This is a genomic window from Enterococcus sp. DIV1758 (genome assembly GCF_051711985.1).
GTDB lineage: Bacteria > Bacillota > Bacilli > Lactobacillales > Enterococcaceae > Enterococcus > Enterococcus faecalis.
In genome coordinates, this window is the sequence record NZ_JBIOOA010000001.1 from 2,004,011 (window position 1) to 2,023,454 (window position 19,444).

A 19,444-nucleotide genomic window follows, 5' to 3' on the forward strand; every position below is an offset into this window, starting at 1 on the left:
GTAAGCAAGTAGGCACTTAGTTCTACTTGCTTTTTCGGTTTGTTCTTCATAGAGTTGAATGGTAAAATTAATTTATCTTAACCAAAAGGAGTCATCCCATGAAAAGTATGTGCGAACTGTGTGATCTAAATCCTGGTAAAATCATCACCTTTGATAATCACGGTATCTGTAAACATTGTGCAGAACATTTAGAGTTAAAACCAAAAGAAATTAAAGATCGAACAATGGAAAGTATTATAAAACGTCAAGAAGAAATTATAAAAAAGGATCAAGCAATGCAAGCAAAGGGAAATTTATGTTATCTTTGCGAAGAGGAAACTGGCAAGTACTTTACGAGTGATTTTTATCGCGTAGGAAAAAGCTGTTTAAAAAAACTTAAAGTATCCACTTGGTCCGTTGATAAAAAAAGTTTAGCTGATTTACAACAAATACAAGAGTTAATAAACAAGCAGTCTGAAATCGCAAAAGCAAATGAAAAAAATGCTGAAGTTTATGGAAATCTATGTGCTCTTTGTCAGGATAATAAAGGAAAATATTTAACTTCAGATAATTACCAAATCTGTAAGAAATGTGCAGGTCAACTCGGTGTCCAAGGACAAGGATATACCCAAACTTGGACATTGACGGATTTAAGAAATGTCCAAGAAGACAACCGGCTATTCAATCCTACAACAACTATTGCTGGCTCGATTGAATTCGATGAACCTGAAAAAAAATTTCGACTGGTTGGTTCATCAAAAATTTTGCCAGTAAGCATTATCGCTGATTACAAAATTTTAGAGAAAAAAAATACCCATTTCACCGAAGAAAACGTACCTTATGATCGCGTCAGTAGTGTCTATATTTTGATTAATCTAGATGATTTGCAACGCCCAACCATCACTATTTCCTTTTTAAAGACACTTAGTGAGCAAACCACTGAATTTGATCGTCAATTAGCGATCGATAGAGCCCGTTTCAACGCCGAACGAGCCCTTTCATCATTAGACACTATTGTTCGTCGAATAAAAGAAAAAGAAATACCAACTCCTATAAAGAGTGATGAAAACCAACCGATTGAACCAAAGCTATCTGATTCACAAAAAAACTCACCTAGCGCTATTGAAGACGTAATGGCTGAGTTAAGAAATTTAAAACTGTTAGTTGATGAAGGAATTCTAACAGAAGAAGAATTTCAACAAAAGAAACGGCAATTGCTTCAATTAGATTAATAAAAAAATCCTGAAAAGACTCGTCATCTTTTCAGGATTTTTTTATTCTTGGTATTTTCCCATAATTCTTGATAAGGTATTTCATGGATATCACGAAAATAGGCTACTTCAAACTTTTCAAAATCAGTTGACTGGCAGTTACCTGTTAAAACACCAATTCCCGCTTTACCATGACAAGTTCCCATGAAAACATCCACGAGCGAATCACCTACCATAATTACTTCTGTCGGCTTCAATTGACATGACTGACAAAAGGCTTGGAGCATGGCCGCATCTGGTTTCGGTAAGTAACGATCTCCTGTCGCAATAAAATCAAACATTTCTGTTAAACCAAGATATTCCATAATCAACATAGTCGCTGGCAAAGTATCTGAAGTTGCTAATCCAATTTTATAGTTCTTCCGTTTCAGCTCAAGAAATAACTGTTTTAAATCACCAATTGGTTCAATCTTTTTCAGATTTTTTCGTAAATAATCATAAAAAAATTGCTCCAGCCATCGACTGCTGATTCCCTGTTCGACTAATTCCTCAAATTGCGCCAATTCCTGATAAAGTTCCTGATAAAGGACTTCATCAAGTAAATGTTTTTGCAAAAAACGTTGCTCCTGAATAGCTAATATCTTTTTTATTTCTGCTGAATGATGAGGGGCTAACATACTTAGTGTTTCAAAACAAGCTTTCAAACCTGCTTGCCAAAGAGTATCAAAACGAATACACGTACCATCTTTATCAAATAAAATTCCTCGATTTTCCATGAAAGAACACCTCAAAACGTTTGCTTTGCTTCCTATTTGTTTCTTCAAGTATACTAATCATTTATTTGATTTTGATATTCTTTTTGTATCATTTGTGTAAAAAAATATAAAAAAGCAACGAATTGTAGTGAGACCCAAAAGTTAGACCAAAAAATCTAACTTTGGGGGCGCACTACGAATTTAGAAAAATTAGTTGCTTTTTTATTAATCAATCACTTTTTTCACTTTGAATTCTTTTGTTTCAGCAGACGGTTCTGTTTGATCAGCTAATTCAAATAAAATATGGGTACCATTTTCTTCATCTTCAACGATAATCAGTTTTCCTGGAATCTTTCGAGTATCTTTCGCAATTTGGGCTTCTTTAATTAATTCTTTTTGATCTCTTTTTGAAGCAAGGGCATTTCCTAAATTAAAAAAGACAGTTTCTTCCATAATTAACCACTCACTTTCTCTACTTTTCTTAAGTCAATTATAGCATATCGCTAGAAAAAGTGGCAGCTTGTGTCCTTTTACTTTCATTTAAGCATCAATAATCAAAGAATAAGCATAAGGACTTTCATAAATTCCTGAAGTATAATAATTGAGCCTCTTTTTAAATAGCGGGCCGTCAATTACCAACGTATGGTACTCCCCGTTTTCTCCGCAAATATCTAATTGATGTTCTTTAAGGTACGTGATAAATGTTTCATCTAACGGTTCTCCTAAAAATTTTATTGGAATGCCTGCCTCTTTGCTGACCGTTTTGATAATTGCTGTGTACCCTTTTGCCAAGAATTCTTTCACAAGTGCTTCGCGATTTTCCTGCCAAAGAGGTAATTGTGGTTCAAGTCCAGCACTTAATGCAACTTGGCGATCCCAAGCACCATTTTGTTCAATATCTATATCGCCAAAACAAACCGTTTCTGCACCTAATTTTTGGGTTTCCTGCAGTGCCTCAACCACTTTTTCTGTGTAATTTGTTTCATTGTTATGTGAGATAACAAGTGGTAAATCTAACGCTTCAGCCGCTGCTTCTAAGACGGAGATTGGTATCCCGTGAAACCAAGAACGATTAATTTCATCACTTAGTGTTGTCACTAACGCTACTGGCTGATTTCCTGCTTGTATCAATCGATCCATCGCCAATAAACAATCTTTACCAGAGCTATAACTTAAACAAAATTTTTTCATAAACGTTCCCTCTTTTCTCTATGACTATACCTCAAAATAATATATCCGTATACATATTTATTATTTAAGTATAACTAATACTGAATAGTTATTTGAATCAAAACATGGTATAAAATAGAGGTAAAGCAAGCTTTATTCACTTCTTTATATCTCTTTTCAACGGATGATCAGCTGGCGGAAACCAGCTGATCTTTTTTTCAAAAAACACAGCTATCTTTTGCAGTTTTCTTTTCCTCATGTTATAAAGAGATAGTAGGAAGCATTTATTCACTTCTTTACAAATCTATCTTAATCTTAGACAGTCGGCGGAAAACGGCTGTCTATTTATCTGGAAAAATTATGAACTCGTCAGCTAGTGGTCAGTTGACGAGTTTTATGTTATAATAATTAGAACACGAAAAATATTTTTAAACGAACCATTCAATTGTTTTGATGATTTTATTCAAAACTGGCGTGTCTAGAGAGATACAAGGATGTATTAGAGGTAGGGAATACATCGCTTAAATGAAAAATACTTGAATACTAGAAATAGTCTGATCCAACTTTAAAATAATAATATTGATTCGTTAGATAGCCTTCTCTTTAAAGAGAAGGCTATTGTCAATTAAAGAGTAAAACCACCGTATTCTTGTCAGTATACGGTGGTTTTACTTCTTCATATATTACATATAATCAACAAATTTGCTTCTGAACTTAACATGTAAATGAGCTCCTACGATAAATATTACTAATGTTGTTAGCCAAAAAACAACAAGCTGGGGCTTATCTTCAAAAAACCATCTTTTATAGAAAAATGTATCTCGAAATCCATTAATAATATATGCGTAAGGATTCAACATAAGAATTTTTGATAACCAAGACGGTAAGTTCTTTGTACTCAAATCCCAAAAGACCCCTGACATATACATTAATACTTGGATAATAGAATTCAAGAAAATTTGATAATCCCTAATTAATGCAGCAATCGTTGAATTAATTAGACTAAAACTATATAAAAAGATAATCATCGCTACAATATAGTAAGGTAGCTGAATCCAATAAATAGAAATCTTTTCGCCTGTCGAGATTGACACAATTGCTGCTAACGTAGTGAATGCAAAATAACTTGGTAACTCAGAAAATATTTTAACCATTGGCAAAATACTTATTGGAAACTTCATTCTAGAGACCATGCCAACTTGCATATAAACAGAACTAGAAGCTTGTTTCGTTACTGTACTTAAAAAAATCCATGTACTTAATCCTACCATCAACCAAGCGATATAGGATACTCCTCCTTTTACGGTTCGAGCACCACCAAGGGCAATCCCAAAAGCAAAATAATAGACACCTAACTGAATTAAAGGACTTAAAATTTGCCATAAATTTCCTAAGATGTGGCTTTGGTATAATGCTTTATTACTGTATTTAGCAATTCGTTGTGCAACGCCTAAGTATGAAAACTGTTCCGCTAAAATTAATTTTACCTCGCGCATTATTCAGTCACCTCTTTCAATTTCAACACTTGTCCAGGATAAATAGGTACCTCAATGATTTCTGGATTCAAAGTTTGAAGTTGTTCTATAGTGAGTCCGTGATTTTCAGCAATCAAACTGACTGAATCTCCAACTTCCACAGTATACGTTGACACAGCTTGTTCGCTATTATTATTTTCTGGTACGTTCGTTGAGCTAGGCTGAACTTCCTCCTGCTGCCTAGATTCTTTTGTTGAAGCTGGTTTAGTTTTAGTAGTTTTCACAGCGTTTGTATCCTTCCCTGCTACTTTCTCAGGAACAAATATACGTTGAATTGTTTCCGCTGGATGAATGAAAGCTGTTGTTAATGAAATACCCTTTACAAAGGTAAGACTTACATAAAAAATCATACAAAGTAGCAAAATTAACAAGCTCTTCGTACCAAGAGTCATTTTATCCCCAATCTTATTTTTAGTAGTAAATTTTATGACTTCTTTAGTCGTCCGGCGACTGCCTACTTGTTGATTGGCTTTTTCAAGAATTGTTTCTTGAAGTTGTTCCAAAGAAAAATTTCTCTGTTTGGCCTTGCCATCTCTCTGATACGATTCTTTTTGCGGTTCAGTGAAATGATTATAACGGTGCAAGAAAGCACGATATTCTTTTAAAATATGCTTAGTTTCACCAAATGCACGTAAGTCCCCATAATGCATCCAAGCGACACGATCACAAATTTGCTCTACTTGTTGAATAGAATGAGAGACAAAAAAGATAGTTTTGCCTTGCTCTTTAAATGCAAGCATTTTTTTTAAGCCTTTATTATAGAAGGTTTGATCTCCTACAGATAACGCTTCATCGATCACTAAAATATCTGGATTTTGATGAACCGCAATTGAAAAACCAAGCTTAGCACGCATACCGCTAGAATAAGTTTTAACAGGCTGATCGATAAAAACACCCAATTCTGAGAATTCAATAATATCATCGATTTTGGCATCAATTTCTTTATTTTTTTCTCCCAACATTAAACATTTCATTCGAATGTTTTCTCGTCCTGTCAAATTATTATTTAGTCCTGCACCAATCGAAATAATTGACACTTCACCATTTATTTCAAGTTCTCCTGATGTTTGAGGGGTGATGCCTGAAATAATATTTGATAAAGTGGATTTGCCTGAACCATTTAAACCAATAATACCAATTGTTTCTCCAGAATATACGTCGAGGCTAACACCTTTTAACGCCCAAAATGTGGGAACTTTGTTTTGAAAAATACTAAAAAGTGTCTTCAATTTGTCAATACGTGTTTGCGCTAAACTGTATTCTTTGGTAAGTAATTTTGTTCTAACTTTCAGTTCTTTTTCCATTTGTTCCTCCGAGTCTAACCGTTCACTAGTTGGCCATTTCACCAAATTCTTTAGCGACTGCCTTCAAAGCTGCTCCGAAAACTTGGTCCATATCATAGTATTGGTAATTGGCTAAACGTCCACCAAAAATAACTTTTTCTTGAGCGTTTGCTTTTTCTTTGTATTTTCTAAACAAAAGCGAATTTTTCTCATCATTAACAGGATAATACGCTTCTTTTGAACGATCCCAATCTTGTGGGTATTCTTTCGTCAAAATTGTTTTGTTTTCATCGGCCTTTTGATCAAAATGTCGCCATTCCATTATCCGTGTATAGGGAGTTTCCGCATCTGTATAATTAATTACGGCATTACCTTGTGCATTGTTTGAATCTACTGTTTCATTTTCAAAACGTACTGAACGATATTCTAGTTCGCCATAAGAATAATCAAAGAATGCATCAATCATCCCTGTATAAACAATTTTTGGAAACTCTGATAAGTAAGTTTCTTTCTCTGCCAAAAAGTCTTTATTCAATTGAATATCAATTAATTCACTCTCTAACAATTTATCAAACATAGCTGTATAACCGTCGACAGGTACGCCTTGATAGCGATGGTTAAAGTAATTATTATCAAAAGTAAAACGAGTTGGCAAACGACGAATAATAAAACTTGGTAATTCCGTAGCCTTACGTCCCCACTGTTTTTCTGTATAGCCTTTAATTAATTTTTCATAGATGTCCGTTCCTATCAAACGAATCGCTTGTTCTTCTAAATTTTTTGGAGCTCCTTTAATCCCAGCTGCCTCCCGTTGCTCTGAAATTTTTGCTTGTGCTTCAGCTGGCGTTTTTACCCCCCACATTTGGTAGAACGTGTTCATATTGAATGGTAGGTTGTAGAGCTCTCCTTTGTAATTAGCAACTACTTGATTGATGTAGCCATTGAATTCCGTCAATTCATTGACATAAGACCATACTTCTTTATTGTCAGTATGAAAAATATGAGCACCATAGTCATGGACATTAATGCCATTTTCTTTATGTGTATACATATTGCCACCAATATGAGCACGTTTCTCAATAACTAATACTTTTTTTCCTCGTTTAGCTGCTTCACATGCAAACGTTGCCCCAAAAGGTCCTGAACCAACAATTAAATAGTCATAATTTTTCGTATTGTATTTCATTAACTAACTTCTCCTAACAAAGTTACTTTCAATTTATTTCAAACACTAAATGCATTATTTATTTTTTCACTAAAGTAGCCAGTACCTTTTTACCAACGCCTTCTTTTGTGTAAGAATATAAGTTGATTTTTTCGTTATCTTTTTCTATTTTATAAACTACAAGTGATTTCAAATTTTTTCCCTTTAAAATCACAATATTATCATTTGTAGTGGAAACATCATAAATACGTTTGCCATCCAGTGTCCACACATTATCTTTAACAACTAATGTTTTCCAATCCCAATTAGCTGTTACTTGATACTCTCCATTTGCAATCAAAGGTTGTTCTGAGTTAGTACTTTTAGAAATAGTTGTCTCTTGGTTTTCTGAATATTTTTTACTGATGTAATATCCTGACCAAAAACCACAACCGATACCAATTGCTAAAGACACAATTATCGTGATTATTTTTTTCATGTCACACACTCCTCCGTTTATTTAAAAGTTAAACTTGCTTCCCACATATTTGCACCTAAAATTCTCACTTCTGGTTTTAATAAAAATCCAGAAAATTCATAAACTTTTGCAATAATTAAATAAATTAATGCTTCATAGTCTTGAGCAGAGGCTTGTTCAACATTGATAAAGAAACCTGGATGTTTTTCAGATACTTTTACTCCGCCAATTCTAGTACCAACTAAGCCAGCTTGTTGAATTAATCGAGGCGCCCGTCCCCAAGTAAAAGTTGACCCATGATTTGGATGTGTTAGTGGGTGCATCCTTTCTCTAATTTCGACAGTTCCTACCATGTCATTTACCATGTTTTCTAAATTACCTTCTGAAATCTGTAATTTAGTTTCTAGAATAATCCACTCAGGATGATCCATAAATGAACTATAGCGATGACTAAATTGAACATCTTCTTTATTTAAAACTTTAATTTCTCCATTTTCATCTACGATCGTAGCTTCAAGAAACATACTATTAATATCCTTAACTGTCCCAGCATTCATATAAACTGCGCCACCAATGGTTCCTGGAATATTATCTGCCCATTCTAAACCGCATTTCAAGTGTTCTAGTAGATAATAAGATGTTTCAATTAAACTTGCACCTGCCGAAACTGTTAAAACATTCCCCGTAATTTTACGATAATTCAAGGCAGTCATATTTAAAGTAATCCCGCGGATACCACCATCACGGACTAAAATATTTGAACCTTTACCGATAACAGTTAAAGGAATTTGATTATTTTTAGCATATTTTACAATTAAAGCAACTTCTTCTATCGTTTTTGGAAAAATTAAAAGGTCTGCTGGACCACCAACAAAATTCGAAGCATATTCTTTTAATTCACGACCTACAAATAATTCCAAATCTGGTAATTCTTCTAAAAGATCTTGTTTCCACGAACGAATTCTCTTATTTTGTACAATTTTCATAATTAATTGTTTTCTTGTTAAAAGATTCTCTGGAATTGCTAATGCTTTTTTTTCTGTGCCTTGTTTCGGTTTAGGCTTAGGTTTTTGTATCGGATGCAAATACATAACATGTTCGATTTTTTCATCTTTCACATATTTGCCGACGATTCTAAAAGGACTGAACGTTTCTTTTCCCTTAAATTTTTCACGATTAAATCTTGTGGTGACTTCACGATGATTATTCATAAAAATTAATTCTTTATCTGTTAGCTTCCAAAAGCTTTCATTAGGGTTGGAATTTTTTATCGTACCATTTGGCGATAAAATAATTGCTGCGGAAATCGGAACAGTTGTTTTAGCTCGATAAAAATCCAAAGGTTTATTGATAATATATCGTCTAAATTCATCATATACTTCGTCTTCATCTGGGCTAAATTTACTTGTCAACGCATCAGTTAACCACTTATCTGAAATCTCTTTTTCTCTAGCAATCTTTCCAGCGGTCTTTTGATAGTCAAGTGCTAAACTAATATTTTTATTTTCTTCAATTTCTTGTTTTGTGTTTTGCTCATAGACACGTCTAGTTTCGCCAAGCTCAAACAGGTTCATCAAGCTATTAAAGCGGTCAATTCCACGTTGTTCATTATAAAAAATTGAAAACGGTTTTTGGAAAATAGTCGCAAAAACAGTGCCATGAAACGAATCAGTAATAATATATTTTGCTTCTCGATAAACAGCTAAGAAATTTTCTGGTGTATCTTCAGAAACATATTCTACTGTATTAGGAAACGTTTTTTTCGCTAGTTCACGTCCTTTTAAGGGATTAGGCAAGACCACTAATTTCAGTCCCAATTTTTCTGCGATCGCTAGTGCTACACGAACTTTTTCCTTGTTAATATCCAAGAAAAAGACAGCCATATAATCTCCTGATTCTTGTCGTTTAAACGTAGCTTGATCAGCTAAAGAATCATATTCACTTCTTTCAACAAGATAGGTTGGATCCAAAGCCTGAATAACTTCTTCTTGAAAAATATCTTTCATAATTTGTACAGAAAAATCTTCTCTCATAGAAACATGATTAAACTGTGTAATATCTTTTTTGCGGTTTGCAACCCATTTGGGATCATATTTACTTGTATCTGCTTTTCCTAATGAAACAGAATAAGCAATTGTTTTATTACGAGGATAAACAAAATCTAAGAAATCATCGTCGTCTACCCAACCATTCCACGGATTCCACATTTGATCAGAGCCTAAAATAAAGGTATCTAGATTTTCTAAATCATTCAATGTCGGTAACGTTTCTTTTGTTAATTGTTCAGTATAGGGCATATTATTTTTCTTAAAAAAATTATACGCTAAAGGCATCCATGCTCGAAAGTTACTTCTGTTTTTATAACCTAGTGGTCCATCAATCATAACCGTCTCGTACCCTTTATTCTGTACATATTTGTTTAGAGCATAGTATGTTAAGATTGATCCATAATTTTGGTTATACCACCAGCCCATAATTGCTGCTTTTTTCATTCTTCCGCTCCTACTTTCTCTGTTACTTAATCAAATAAATAATTATTTATTAATGCTAACTGTAAATGAATACTTTCCATTATCGTAAGGCCGTGTATACCAATTGTATTTTCAGAATCAATCATTAATTCTAATTTTTTTAAGGTAAAACCATTAGATAAGGGGTAAATTTTCTCATACATTTTTTTATTTGCTTCAGAAGCAATCACCGTGATATTTTCTAATTCATAGTTTGACTGTTCCATCTTGTTTTTTATTCGGTTTGAAAAATCCATTTCTATGAAATCAAACATTAACTGACGATCTATTCTACCATCCGCGCTGTTTACCCAAGGCTCTCGATCAATTACAGGATCTACACTAACTGTTTTGTAATTACCTGTAATACCTAATAATAACGCTCCCGTTCCGCCTCTAGAGTTTCCATAGAAGATTATATCTTGATGCTTCAGTCCAAATTCTGTTTTCTTTGCTTCAATTAAATCCAAAATTTCTTGCTCAAATAATGTGTAATAGGATCCTGACACAAAGCCAACATCAGCTATTCTAAGAATGATGGTATTTTTTCGAACAGATTGAGACAGGGTATTCCATTGTCTCAATCCAAAATATCTTTCTTTGGCGCCAGAGTGTCCCACTCCATCCGCAGGAACAAAAAGTACTACCATCTTCTTACTTAGTAATTCATTAAATTCTGGGATTTGGATACTATAATGAATATTTCCAAATTTTTCCAGACCAATAGACAGAGTATCTAGAGCAACAAAATTAAGTTGATCATTTAAAATTCCATCAACTGTATAACCTTGTAATGCTTTTACCTTTATCAATTCTTTCTCTTCAGGATGATTATCTAAAAAATTCCATAAATCGTTCATTTTTAATCTCCTTTAAAATCTTTCTATTTCAACAACCCTTTTGCTTTTTTAAGACTTTTTGATACAGCTTTTTTAATTGTTGTAGGTTCATTTCCTTCAATTTTATTGATAGGTGTTAATTCGTTACCGATACTTGTCATTGTATCTTGGATATAGCCTTGGTTTTGTCGAACGACACTAAAATGTGTTTCCCCTTCTCGAGAAGTCAAAATTCGAACATTGTAATCAAATGCTGCATATTTTTGAGTATAGCCCGCCCAAATTGTAAAAACATTGTCTACGAAAGTATAATACATATTTTCTTGTAGTAAGGTATAGCCTTTTTCCCACTCGGCTTGTAAAACAATCGATTTTAAAGTAGTACCTTCTTTTTTAATTAATAAAGATACTAATAAACTATCATGAATTATTTTTGTATTGTCACCCATATAAACGAAATCAATCACTCCACTGGCATTACTTGTATCGTTATCTGCAATAATAATTGAAAACATTTCAATTGCCGTCCCATTTCCATGGGCTTTCTCTTGTCCAAAAATTACTTTACCTCCACGCTCTTGAATATGAACATTCGGAATAATGAAGGTTTTTTTCATCCCAAAATCTTTATAAATATTTTGATATATTTCTAGATTGTATTGTAAAATATTTTGGATTCGTGTGATACGCTCTACTTGTTCTGGATCATTAGAATATTTTTCTTTTTTCACTAAGTCTAGCCCTAATTGTTGGATGTATTTCTCTTTTAATTCTTGATAGAAACGTTCTTTAAATGCTTGATCAACACGATTCATGTCAAAAATAAACCAGTTTAATGTATTAATAATTTTTAAACGATATGCTTCAATCCGATTTGGAGCATGTTGTTTTAAGTACTCCAACATTTTATCATGTAAATTGAACTCATCACGATAATTCATTCCATACGTAGACATCAAGCCATCTTGTCTAACAATTCGAGTCAGCAAATATTTGTTTAGTGCAACAATTTTTTCAGTACCTAATAATGCGGTATAAGTGAAATAAGCGTCTTCGCCAACAAATTGTTCTAAGTTTACCAAGTTATTTTCTTTGATGTATTCTAATAAAAATAATTTGTCATATAAATAAGGAGTTACTTCATCCAATGAAATTTCTTCACCAGACATACGTCCGCCATTAGTTAGTAATGGATTGTGAACCACGTGCACTTCTCCATTTGGCAATTTTTCTTTCATACCAAATAAAAGAATATCTGTTGCACTATCATATGCACGATAATAAGCGTCTTGTAATAAATTCACTTCAAAATGATCATCTGCATCTAAAAATTGTAAATACCGGCCTCGTGCCATCGAAATGCCCACATTTCTTGCGTGTCCAGGATTACTTTTACCAATAGAAATCCCCATAATTCTCGGATCTTTTACTGCAAATTCGTTAATAATATCCATTGTATTATCCGTAGAGCCATTCTCTACTAAAATGATTTCAATCTCACGTAAAGACTGCTCACAAACATTTTCTAATGTTTGTCTTAAATATTTGGACGCATTGTGAATCGGCATGACTACACTAACTTTATACAGATTTTTCAAGTAGTCCTCATAATAAGCTACTGGATCATTCGCAATTTGATAAAATTGTTTGATGTATTCAAAATCGATATCATTCAGCTGGTCTATTTCTATAGCTTGTTTAAAATCTACAGCCACCTTTTGAATCACTTCATAAACCGACTCGTCACGTAAATGTGTTAGTTTTTCAATCGCCCAAAAGTATTTTTCGAACATTTGTTTATAAAAATAACCTTTGTAGCGTTCAAATTTATTTTGTTCAATTAAGTTTGAACGAATTAGTTTAAATTGTTGAAACAAGAAAGGAACCTTTGTTGCCACATTATTTACTGTCGAATTTGGGTTGTCTTGTCTATAAAAATACAAACAATCTTTAATAAAAATAACATTCTGAGATGCTGAATTGATTTTCCAAAATAGACCAGTGTCCCCATAACTTTTAATTTCCTCATCCCAAGTTACGTTTTCTTTCTCAATCATACTTTTTTTATAAATGGCATTCCATGGATAAACTTGTACAATTAAATCCGTTGTTTTTAAGTCAATCAATTGATTGTATTTATCGGGATGTTGCCATAATATATCTCGCTCAACCTCTTCTTCCGAAGAAAATTCAACCCAGTTACAACGGACAACATCTGCATGATGACTTTTAGCCGTATTGTATAAACGCTCATAGGCATGCAACGCTACATAATCGTCACTTTCAAATTCAGCAATATACTCACCTTTTGCTTCTGAAACACCCAAGTTAAAGGCTTTTCCAATTCCCCCATTTTTAACATTGAAAACGCGAAAACGTGGATCATCTTGTGCAATTTCTTCAATAATTTTTTGACTATTATCAGTAGAGCCATCATTAATAATTAAGAATTCAATTTCTTTCAATGTTTGGTTTTTCAAACTCATTAATGCTTCTTCTAAATAGGTTTCTACGTTATAGACGGGTACAATAACTGACACTTTCACATTTTCCATAAAACAAATTTCCCTCACTTATCATTTATAGTTGTATACTCAAAATATCCTGATTTGAACGAATAAAATTAAGCAAAAAACTTACTAAAATCTTTAACCCCAATTTCTAAATAATTATCAAAAACTATCGTAAATCTACTTTCTTTATTTGAAAATTTTTCTGGCAACTCTACCTGATAACTAGTTTCACTAATTTTTTTAAACGCCAGTCTTTGTCTTGTTTCAAAAGGATTTTTCAGCTCTTTTATTTCAAATCCTGTAATTTTTTGGTGTGTATACACATTTAAAGAAAGCGTATTGCCTTCACGTTGCGTTGCTTCTGCATAAGCATTCATGCGAACTGCTGGGAATCGTTTCAATAATCTTGGATAATAATAACTTTTCTCTGTTTTTGAAACATAACCAAAGCGATTGACTAACACCCAACGAATGGACTGACATTGAATAAACCAATACAAACCATCAATATCGTTAGTTTGTAAAAATGTCCAAATGATTTGGCGCACATCACTTCTAAAATACGGACTAGGATCAAAACTCAATTCACCTAAATACTGATCCATCTGTACTTTAAAGTCCTGTAATCGCTTTTTACTGAATGGATACCCAGTATCCCTCCGAATACAAAAGTCATAAATTAGCCATTCTAAACGGCGTGCTAACATCCGCTCTTTAGATAAATCATCTGGAAATTGTTGATTGATATAGCTTAACGCACGCAACCAGGAAAGCATAAATGTCCGATTAATTGATTTACTTAAACTTTCATTATCTGCATCTCGATTTAAATAAGTCGTTAACCTTTCCCCTTGTGTAATGGTTTTTGAAAATCGCATAGCTTCATAAAAGAACAGCACATCATCAGCCACCCGTTGATTAACAAAATGTAAATTATTATTGTGTATCAGCGAAGTTCTTAACATGATAGCTTGTGGTCCTAACCACCCATAAAATTCAGCTGGCAATTCTTGGATAGACCGATTTTTAAATGAACCATCCATATAATATGGCTTACTTTTTAACATTAAGTGGCCATCTGTACTCTGTATTAGACCAGAAACAGCAAAATCATCGTGAGAGTCATCTAGTAGGTCTGATAAATATTTCAATGCATTTAAATCATACCAATCATCTGCATCTAAGAAGACACTATACTCACCACGTGCATTTACAATCCCTACGTTTCTTGGGCCGTGAGCGCCTCCAGTGTTTTCAAGTAGCTGATAAATTTCAATATTTGGATATCTTTCAAGATATGGTTCTATTACTTTTAACGAATGGTCTGTGGAGCAATCATCAATAAACATCACTTGCAATTGCTCAATTCCAATGGTTTGTTGAACAAGAGAATCCATCATCTTTTTAAGATATGGTGCATTATTATAATTAGCAATAATGATTGAGACCTTAGGATTTTTTGATATTTTTTCTGAAGAAAACAGCTTAAATTGACTTAACTTCTTTTTCCACGTTTCATTATCTAACATATATTGATACTCTTCATATTCTTTTTGGACTTCTTTTTGATTTTCCAACCTACACCCTCCGGCTTTTTATCTCTTTAAAATTTCTGAAATCAGCTGTCTAGTGGCATCCTGATTTTCAAGGCAAAATTCACGAAAAAACTGCATATATAAACGTTGTTCCTGTTCCGTTTTAGAAAACAATACGTTTTTTACAGACGTTACTAGGCTATCTGTGTCTGTCACAATTTTTCCAGGCAAAATTGCTGTTGGATCAAAATAGAATCCCCTTGTACTATTTTGATACTTTTCCTTATCATACATAAAAAATAGCATCGGTTTTTTTGTTAATGCAAAATCAAACATAACCGATGAATAATCTGTAATTAATAAGTCAGCGATTAAATAAAGTTGATTGATATCTGGATAAGAAGAAACATCGATTACACGTGAACCAAATGCACTTATATCAAAACTTTCTGCAATTAAATAATGTAGTCGTGTAAGTACAACAATAGAAGGATCAATTTCTAAAAGTTGTTCAACTGGCAAATGATTGGTGAAACGATAGGCTCCTTTTCGGATAGACTCATCATCACGCCACGTGGGGGCATAAAGAATAATTTTTTGATTGGCTGAAAGGCCTAACTGATTGCAAACAGAAAAAGCTATTTTGTCCTTATTTTCACAAACTAACAAATCATTTCTCGGATATCCTACTTCTAATATTTTCCCTTCATAATGAAAGGCCTGTCGAAACACTCTAGTACTGTATGCATTAGGTGAGATGAGATAATCCCAACGCTTTGCTTCTTGAATAACTTCTAGTTTATAGCTCTCTGTTTCATGCTCTGGCATTTTGACTGTTTCAATATCTAAGCCCAGTTTCTTTAGAGGGGTTCCATGCCACGTCTGTATATAGATTGTTGTTTGATTCTTATACATCCAAGCTGGCATCCGTGTGTTAAAAACCCAATACTGAGCTCTTGGCATCATCCATAGCCATCTCCAACTTAATCGTTTAATGAAAGGAACATTCTCTTCTACAAAAGGCATCTCATATCCTTTTTTGACTGCCCAAATACATTGATATTCAGGACAGTTATCTCTTATGTACTCAAAAATTGCACGTGGATTATCACTATATTGTCTTCCATGAAAACTTTCAAAAATAAATAACTTCTTTTTAGGTAGTTTACCCAAAATGAAAAAACAAGCTTTTATGGCTTGATGTATACTCTTCTCTAAAAATTTTTTCATTGAATTAATCCTTTACATTAGATTATCAAAAATATAATCCTAATCTATAACCTTGTATGAAGAACGCGTTCACAAATCTCTAAATTATCTTCTCCTTACTTGTTTAAATTTATGAATAACTCTCACCACGATTGAACAAGCTTATAAAATACATTATTTTGCTTTTCTTCTTTTAAGTATAAATTTATCTATGCTAAACGTCAATGGCTTTATTGAAATAAACATTCCAGTGTTATTCGATTGTTATAATTTAATTTTTTACAATCGAATTTCCCTCTGAATTTTCAGATATTTAACATCCGATCACCTATTTAATTTTTTAGAAACTTTAGCCATCTTTATACAATTACTCTTAGAAATTAAATAACTCACAAGTTACCTAAACTAACCCAATAAACAGCAAAAATCCAGAAGAGTCTCTCTTCTGGATTTTTGCTTATTTGACGATACTTTTTTAAATTTTGTTAATCAATTTAAAATAATCCACATAAGTGCATAATTGGGAATACAAATAATAAACTATCAAAACGATCTAAAATACCGCCATGTCCTGGCAAGATGTTACCAGAGTCTTTCACGCCATAATGACGTTTGATAGAAGATTCAACCAAATCACCGAATTGCCCTACTATAGAAAATAGAACCGTCAATACGAGCATCACCGGCATCGGATAAGGAAATAGCCCTTTATTAGCTGTGAAAACTAAAAACAACGCTGCTACAACCACGGCTGATAAAATACCACCAAGTGCACCTTCTATTGTCTTGTTGGGTGAAACATCTGGCATCAATTTATGACGACCAAATCGGCGTCCAAATAGATATGCACCAATATCCGTTGCCCAGACAATGAATAAAGCAAATAACAAGACTTCAAAACCTGCGGAACGGGCACTAATAAAGTTCTGGAACCCCATCCCTACATATAAACTGACAATAACTGGAAAGCCAGCTTCTTCAATCGTATATGTATTTTTAGAAATCACCGAAGCACCTAACAACAACATCACAGTGACATAAAATAAAATGAAATTTGTTTGCATTTCCGGCAAAAAGTTTAACCACTTAATTGTTGGAATAACTAAAAAAACGGCCCCTAATGCTGATAAAACACCTTCAAAACTTAATAACGTTAATCCTTTCATACGGAATAACTCGTACACGCCGACTACTGCCAAAGCAACAGCGGCAATCTCAATTGCAAAACCACCATACCAGATAATTGGAATAAAGATGATTAATGCGACGATAGCTGTGATGACACGTTGTCTCACTGCGGATCGCTCCCTTCTGTTTCTGTAGTTTCTTTTAGACCTCCAAAACGACGATTACGATTTTGGAAAGAAGCAATCGCGGTTTCTAAAGTGTCTCCTGAAAAATCAGGCCATAATGCTTTTGTAAAAAACAACTCGCTATAAGCAATTTGCCATAGCAAGAAATTACTAATTCTCTCTTCCCCACTTGTTCGAATCAACAATTCTGGATCGCGAAGTTCCGTGGGTAAAAAGCCAGTCATTAAGTGATCTGCGATCGTTTCTTCTGTAATCTCATCTGCCGTATATGCTTTTTCTGAAACCTCTGCAGCAATCTGTTTCATGGCAGTTAGTAGCTCCGCACGCGCCCCATAATTTAAAGCAAAGTTCAAAACCATGCCCGTATTGTCTTTGGTTTGCTCAATGGCCCGCTTAACAGCATCTTGCGTATGGCTTGGTAGAAACTCTTGGTAGCCCATTACATTGACTTTAACATTTTCCTTAATTAATTCTGGCACGAATGTATCAAAAAAATCAACAGGCAATTGCATTAAGAAATTGACTTCATCTGTTGGTCTCTTCCAATTTTCCGTTGAAAATGCATAAAGTGTTAAAACTTTAACGCCTAAATGACTAGCATGCTTCGTTATTTTTTTGACCGTATCCATGCCTTCTTTATGTCCAGCAATTCTCGGCAGTCTTCGATTCTGTGCCCACCGGCCATTTCCGTCCATAATAATGGCAATGTGCTGTGGAATCTGGCCTTCTTTATCAAAGGCGTACTGGCTTGCTTCTTCTACATATTTATTTTTTTGCGGAAAAAAACGTAACATCTTTTTCCCTCCATTCCAAAAAATCTATCTTAATTATTATAACAATAACTAATGCAAATGCCTATGCATAGTCCCTGAATTTTCCTGATAATTAAGAAATTCCTTGTAACTTTATCATTTATGGTCCTTTTTTAAAAGAAAAAAACTTAGGCTTGGTAGGTAAATCAACCTGATATATCTGCCTAGCCCTAAAATTTTAAATAAACAACGGGACAGGAGTAGCTTCTTCGGAAATAAGCTGAACGTCCTTGAGAGACAAAAAGCATCTTTCAGAACTTTCTTCTTATTTCTTGAAGCTTAACACGCCTGTCCCGACCTCAAGTTTTTATTCTATTGTCTTTTTCTCTTTATTCATTGACTGGAACAATGGCACCGTTCCATTTTTTCGTAATCCAATCTTGGACTTCTTTGCTACGTAACACTTTGACTAATTTTTTTACATTTTCGTTGTTTTCGTCTTCTTTACGAACCGCAATAATATTGGCATAAGGTGAACTTTCTTTTTCTAAGGCAATCGCATCTTTTTTCGGATTTAATCCTTGATCCACGGCAAAGTTTGAGTTAATTAAAACCGCAGCCCCTTCTTCATTGTCATAAAGAGTGGTCATGATTGCTGGATCACTTTCATGATTGAATTTCAACTTTTTAGTGTTTTTATCAATATCATCGAAAGTAGCAGTTGTCCGGTCTACCCCTTCTTTCAGCGTGATTAAACCAGCATCTTCTAAAATCGTTAAAACACGTGGCCAATCTGAAACGGAAGAGCTAACGTAAATCGTTGAACCATCAGGAATTTCTTGTAACGATTTGTATTTTTTCGAGTAAAGCCCTACTGGTTCTAAATGAATCGCACCTGCATTCACAAAGTCATAATCATTTTCTTTAACCGCTTCATTAAAGAACGGCACATGTTGGAAATAGTTGGCATCGATATCGCCACTTTCCAACGCCTTGTTAGGTAGCACGTAATCTGTATAAGTCGTCACTTCTAGTTTTACGCCTTCTTTTTCTAATAAAGGTTTTACATGTTCTAAAATCTCTGCATGTGGAACTGGTGAAGCTCCAACTTTCAAGACCGAGTCATCACTCTTTTTATTGCCGCAAGCCCCTAAAACTAAGACAGCTACTGCAACAGTAATTACTGACCATAATGTACGTTTTTTCATCTTATTCCCT

The 19,444-nt window shown here is 33.8% G+C and carries 16 protein-coding genes; 1 reads left to right on the forward strand and 15 read right to left on the reverse strand.

Going from position 1 to position 19,444, the window contains the following annotated elements; translation table 11 throughout:
* Nucleotides 1-98: 98 nt before the first annotated feature.
* Nucleotides 99-1,211, forward strand: coding sequence for an SHOCT domain-containing protein (locus tag IGJ52_RS09635; RefSeq protein WP_002415882.1), 1,113 nt, complete (start codon nucleotides 99-101; stop codon nucleotides 1,209-1,211).
* 23 nt (nucleotides 1,212-1,234) lie between these two features.
* Here IGJ52_RS09635 and IGJ52_RS09640 read toward each other — a convergent pair whose 3' ends face one another.
* From IGJ52_RS09640 to IGJ52_RS09710, 15 genes are all read right to left on the reverse strand, one after another.
* A complete protein-coding gene (locus IGJ52_RS09640; protein WP_002419511.1) occupies nucleotides 1,235-1,966 on the reverse strand; it encodes an HAD family hydrolase in 732 nt (243 codons plus the stop codon).
* Nucleotides 1,967-2,170: 204 nt separating this feature from the next.
* Nucleotides 2,171-2,398, reverse strand: a complete 228-nt coding sequence (locus tag IGJ52_RS09645) for a hypothetical protein (RefSeq protein ID WP_002362220.1) — start codon at nucleotides 2,396-2,398, stop codon at nucleotides 2,171-2,173.
* 87 nt (nucleotides 2,399-2,485) lie between these two features.
* Complete coding sequence (locus IGJ52_RS09650; RefSeq protein ID WP_002419509.1) at nucleotides 2,486-3,136, reverse strand: diphthine--ammonia ligase; 651 nt, start codon at nucleotides 3,134-3,136, stop codon at nucleotides 2,486-2,488.
* A gap of 662 nt (nucleotides 3,137-3,798) precedes the next feature.
* Nucleotides 3,799-4,611 carry an ABC transporter permease gene (locus IGJ52_RS09655; RefSeq protein ID WP_002362627.1) on the reverse strand — a complete coding sequence of 271 codons (813 nt, stop codon included), beginning with the start codon at nucleotides 4,609-4,611 and terminating at the stop codon, nucleotides 3,799-3,801.
* On the reverse strand, nucleotides 4,611-5,996 hold the full coding sequence (locus IGJ52_RS09660; RefSeq protein ID WP_002419508.1) for an ATP-binding cassette domain-containing protein: 1,386 nt from the start codon (nucleotides 5,994-5,996) through the stop codon (nucleotides 4,611-4,613). Before IGJ52_RS09660 ends, IGJ52_RS09655 begins: the two co-directional genes overlap by 1 nt.
* Nucleotides 5,980-7,119 carry a UDP-galactopyranose mutase gene (gene glf, locus IGJ52_RS09665; RefSeq protein ID WP_002382697.1) on the reverse strand — a complete coding sequence of 380 codons (1,140 nt, stop codon included), beginning with the start codon at nucleotides 7,117-7,119 and terminating at the stop codon, nucleotides 5,980-5,982. The genes IGJ52_RS09660 and glf overlap by 17 nt, the downstream gene beginning before the upstream one ends.
* 58 nt (nucleotides 7,120-7,177) lie before the next feature.
* On the reverse strand, nucleotides 7,178-7,576 hold the full coding sequence (gene cpsH / locus IGJ52_RS09670) for a lipoprotein CpsH (RefSeq protein WP_002382696.1): 399 nt from the start codon (nucleotides 7,574-7,576) through the stop codon (nucleotides 7,178-7,180).
* Nucleotides 7,577-7,593: 17 nt separating this feature from the next.
* Nucleotides 7,594-10,047 carry a UDP-N-acetylmuramate dehydrogenase gene (gene murB / locus IGJ52_RS09675; RefSeq protein ID WP_010827634.1) on the reverse strand — a complete coding sequence of 818 codons (2,454 nt, stop codon included), beginning with the start codon at nucleotides 10,045-10,047 and terminating at the stop codon, nucleotides 7,594-7,596.
* Between the two features lie 26 nt (nucleotides 10,048-10,073).
* Nucleotides 10,074-10,925, reverse strand: a complete 852-nt coding sequence (gene cpsF, locus IGJ52_RS09680; RefSeq protein WP_113792636.1) for a casular polysaccharide biosynthesis protein CpsF — start codon at nucleotides 10,923-10,925, stop codon at nucleotides 10,074-10,076.
* Between the two features lie 23 nt (nucleotides 10,926-10,948).
* On the reverse strand, nucleotides 10,949-13,459 hold the full coding sequence (locus IGJ52_RS09685; RefSeq protein WP_002382694.1) for a glycosyltransferase family 2 protein: 2,511 nt from the start codon (nucleotides 13,457-13,459) through the stop codon (nucleotides 10,949-10,951).
* Nucleotides 13,460-13,527: 68 nt separating this feature from the next.
* Entirely contained in the window at nucleotides 13,528-14,994 is a 1,467-nt protein-coding gene (locus tag IGJ52_RS09690) for a glycosyltransferase family A protein (protein WP_002419506.1), read from the reverse strand.
* An 18-nt stretch (nucleotides 14,995-15,012) separates the two neighbouring features.
* Nucleotides 15,013-16,182 carry a CDP-glycerol glycerophosphotransferase family protein gene (locus tag IGJ52_RS09695; protein WP_002419505.1) on the reverse strand — a complete coding sequence of 390 codons (1,170 nt, stop codon included), beginning with the start codon at nucleotides 16,180-16,182 and terminating at the stop codon, nucleotides 15,013-15,015.
* A 473-nt stretch (nucleotides 16,183-16,655) separates the two neighbouring features.
* Nucleotides 16,656-17,456: a phosphatidate cytidylyltransferase gene (locus IGJ52_RS09700; protein ID WP_002359680.1), complete on the reverse strand. Its 801-nt coding sequence runs from the start codon at nucleotides 17,454-17,456 to the stop codon at nucleotides 16,656-16,658.
* Nucleotides 17,453-18,268 (reverse strand): isoprenyl transferase, encoded by an 816-nt coding sequence (locus IGJ52_RS09705; protein WP_002362225.1) that lies wholly within the window; start codon nucleotides 18,266-18,268, stop codon nucleotides 17,453-17,455. Before IGJ52_RS09705 ends, IGJ52_RS09700 begins: the two co-directional genes overlap by 4 nt.
* Before the next feature lie 347 nt (nucleotides 18,269-18,615).
* Nucleotides 18,616-19,434, reverse strand: coding sequence for a MetQ/NlpA family ABC transporter substrate-binding protein (locus IGJ52_RS09710; protein WP_002359679.1), 819 nt, complete (start codon nucleotides 19,432-19,434; stop codon nucleotides 18,616-18,618).
* Nucleotides 19,435-19,444 lie beyond the last annotated feature (10 nt).